Here is a 3,511-nt window from a genome sequence, read left to right as displayed (position 1 = left end):
ACATGGGCTGCGATGGCAACGTCCGCATCCGCGGATTCGGACCAGCCGCGGGCGACCAGCTGGCTGTTCACGCCTTCGACGATCCTCTGCCGCAGCAGTGGCGAAACGTCCTGCGGCGACTGGATCGCGCCCGCGCTCCGCCGTGCGCTCGGCGCGGACTTCGCCGCCGTCCTCGCCCGGCTGCGCGAGCGGGCGCCGGTCTTCCTTCGGGTGAACCCGCGGCGAGGTACGGTGCCGGAGGCGGCAACCGCGCTCGCCGCCGACGGGATCGGCGCGGCTTCGGGCGCGGGCGTCAGCTTCGCGCTGGAAGTGACGGAAAATGCGCAGAAAATCCGCCACTCCCGCGCCTATCTAGAGGGACTGGTGGAGTTGCAGGACCTGAGCCCGCAGGCGGCGGTCGCGGCGCTGCCACTCCGTCCGGGGATGCGGGTGCTCGACTATTGCGCGGGCGGCGGCGGCAAGGCCCTCGCCGTCGCGGCGCGGGGCGTGGCCGAGGTCGTCGCGCATGACGCCGATCCCGGCCGCATGGTCGATCTGCCGGCCCGGGCCGCGCGTGCCGGCGTACGGATTGCCACGGCCACCCCGGCCGCGCTCGCCGGGCGGCGCTTCGACCTCGTCCTCGCCGACGTGCCCTGTTCCGGCACCGGGACCTGGCGGAGGATGCCGGACGCGAAATGGCGCCTGACGCCGGCCCGTCTTGAAGAGCTCCGCCGCCTGCAGGCCGCGATCCTCGACCGCGCCAGCGGCCATGTCGCGCCGGAGGGGTATCTCGCCTACATGACATGCTCGCTTCTCGGCGAGGAGAACCGTGACCGGATCGACGGGTTTCTTGGCCGCACTCCCGGCTGGCGTCTCCTCGGGGACCGGCTTTTCACGCCGCTTTCGGGGGGCGACGGCTTCTACAGCGCTCTCTTGACGCGTGGGTCGGGCGCGGCCTAGACAATTGGAAGTTGTGATCCGGGCGCGGTTAATCGCTGCTTAAGCATTTCGGGTCCGAATGCGGAGGAACCGAATCTGAAGGGAGCAACCTGGTGTCGCATCCGGCGCTTTCTCCGCCTCCGCTGACCCGAACGGCGCTGACGCTCGCGCCCCGCAGCGCCTATCTCGTGCTAGCGGCCCTGGTTGTCGCGGCCCTTGCCTGGTTCCTGGTCGAGGGGGTTCTCGGGCTGGCCGTCCTTGCGGTGGCCGGGACGCTGGCGGCCCTCGCCGGCCTCATCAACTGGCTCACGCTCCGCCACGGGGCGTCGCACGGGGCCTTGCAGGAGCAGATCGCGGCCTTCATCGAACATGACGCCTCGCCAAGCTTCACCACCGATCCCGAGGGCGAGATCGGCACCCAGAACCGCGCCGCGCTGCAACGGTTCGGAAGCCGCGGCGGCCAGACCCTGACACGCGCCCTGGCCGAGGTCTTCGCCAGCCCTGCGGCCGTGCTGCACCGGCTGCAGAACCGGGCCGAGGCGCTCGGTTCCGCACGCGAGGACCTGGTGACGCGGCGGGGCCACGTGCGGCTGTCGGTCCACCGGATCGGTGAGGCGGGCTTCCTCTGGCGGCTCGAGGACATGGCCGAGCGGGCCGTTGGCGGCCGCGGCGCGGAAACGATCAGCCTGCCCATGCTGACGGTCTCCCGGACCGGCACGATCCTGTTCATGAACGAGGCGACGCGGCGGCTGATCGGCGAACGGGTCAAGACGCTCGACCGGATCTTCAGCGACCTGCCGTTGCGACCGGGGGAGGAGCACGCGATCGCCGGCGCGGAGGGCCCGCTGCGCGCGCTTGTCGCGGTGATCGAGAGCGCCGGCGGGCGCCGCGAGGTCTATCTGCTGCCGTCCGCCGCCGGCGCACCCGCCGATTCCGGGGATCCGACGGCCTTCGAAACCCTTCCCGTCGCCCTGCTGCGCCTGACGGGCGTCGGCGAGCTGCGCGAGGCCAACCGAGCCGCGCGGGCGCTCATGGGCGCGGTCGCGCCGGGCATGCGGCTCAGCGACCTTCTCGAGGGGTTGGGCCGGCCGGTGAACGACTGGATCGCGGATGCGCTCGCCGGCCGCGCCAACCAGCGCCCCGAGGTCCTGCGCCTGCGCGGTGCCGAGAAGGACAGCTACCTCCAGGTCACGCTGACCCGCGTCGTCGAGGAGGGGCGGCCCGCGCTCGTCGCGGTGCTCTCGGACGCGACCCAGCTCAAGACGCTGGAGGCGCAGTTCGTGCAAAGCCAGAAGATGCAGGCCATCGGCCAGCTCGCCGGTGGCGTGGCGCATGACTTCAACAACCTTCTGACTGCGATTTCAGGGCATTGCGACCTGCTCCTCCTGCGCCATGACAAGGGCGATCCGGACTACGCCGACCTCGTGCAGATCAACCAGAACGCCAACCGGGCGGCCAGCCTCGTCGGCCAGTTGCTCGCCTTCTCGCGCAAGCAGACGCTGAAGCCGCAGATCATCGACCTGCGTGACACGCTGTCGGACCTGACGCATCTGCTCAACCGGCTTCTGGGCGAGAAGGTCCGGCTGACGGTCGCCCACGATCCGGCGCTCAAGCCCATCCGGGCCGACAAGCGGCAGCTCGAACAGGTGGTGATGAACCTCGTGGTCAACGCGCGCGACGCGATGCCGGCCGGCGGCGAGGTGCGGATCGAGACCGAGATGCAGACCATCCGCGACACCCTTACCCGCGACCGCGCGAGCGTGGCGCCGGGCTCCTATGTCGTCGTGCGCGTGACCGATTCCGGGATCGGCATCCCCGCCGACAAACTGCCGAAGATATTCGAGCCCTTTTTCACCACCAAGCGGCAGGGCGAAGGCACCGGCCTCGGGCTCTCGACCGCCTACGGGATCGTCAAGCAGACCGGCGGCTACATCTTCTGCGACAGCATCGAAGGGCAGGGGACGACCTTCACGCTCTATTTCCCCGCCGACGACCGCGTCGAGCCGGCGGCAGAGCCTGCGGTCCAGCCCCCGCGCCGCGTCACGCGGACCGGCGAGGGCGTCGTGCTCCTCGTCGAGGACGAGGCTCCGGTCCGGGCTTTCGCCAGCCGCGCGCTGCGCCTGAGGGGCTATACGGTGATCGAGGCCGAGAACGCCGAGGAGGCGCTGAGGACGCTCGAGGACCGCTCGCTTGCGATCGACGTCTTCGTCACCGATGTGATCATGCCGGGCATGGACGGGCCGAGCTGGGTGCGCGAGGCGCTGAAGGAGCGTCCGAATACCCGCGTGGTCTTCGTGTCGGGCTACTCGGAGGAGAGCCTGACGGAAACGCGCGAGCGGATTCCCAACTCGGTCTTCCTGCCGAAGCCCTTCTCGCTCAGCGAACTCACGGCGACGGTCCAGGGCCAGATCCACTGAGCCGTCCGGAAGGCGCGCGACGGACGCCCCGCGACCCGGAGCGGCCGGGCAAGGCCGCGCCGGCCCCTTGCGTCGAAAACCGGCGGCTGACGTGTGGGGGCTCGGAGCAGCATCCACCCCAGCGGTGCGGCCGCGCCGCCTGGCACGAGGCGGGGTGCCGGGCGCCCCCCCGGGGC

2 protein-coding genes are annotated in these 3,511 nt (G+C 71.0%); both read left to right on the top strand.

What is annotated here, in order from left to right; genetic code table 11:
* A partial coding sequence (locus F9K34_RS17900; protein WP_291338466.1) for an RsmB/NOP family class I SAM-dependent RNA methyltransferase occupies nucleotides 1-939 on the top strand: 939 nt, incomplete at its 5' end.
* Nucleotides 940-1,031: 92 nt separating this feature from the next.
* Nucleotides 1,032-3,335 (top strand): hybrid sensor histidine kinase/response regulator, encoded by a 2,304-nt coding sequence (locus tag F9K34_RS17895; RefSeq protein ID WP_291338465.1) that lies wholly within the window; start codon nucleotides 1,032-1,034, stop codon nucleotides 3,333-3,335.
* The last annotated feature ends 176 nt before the right edge of the window (nucleotides 3,336-3,511 follow it).

It is taken from the genome of Albidovulum sp., from assembly GCF_008933605.1.
In the GTDB taxonomy this organism is placed as follows: domain Bacteria; phylum Pseudomonadota; class Alphaproteobacteria; order Rhodobacterales; family Rhodobacteraceae; genus Albidovulum.
This window is presented reverse-complemented; position numbering and strand designations above follow the sequence as displayed.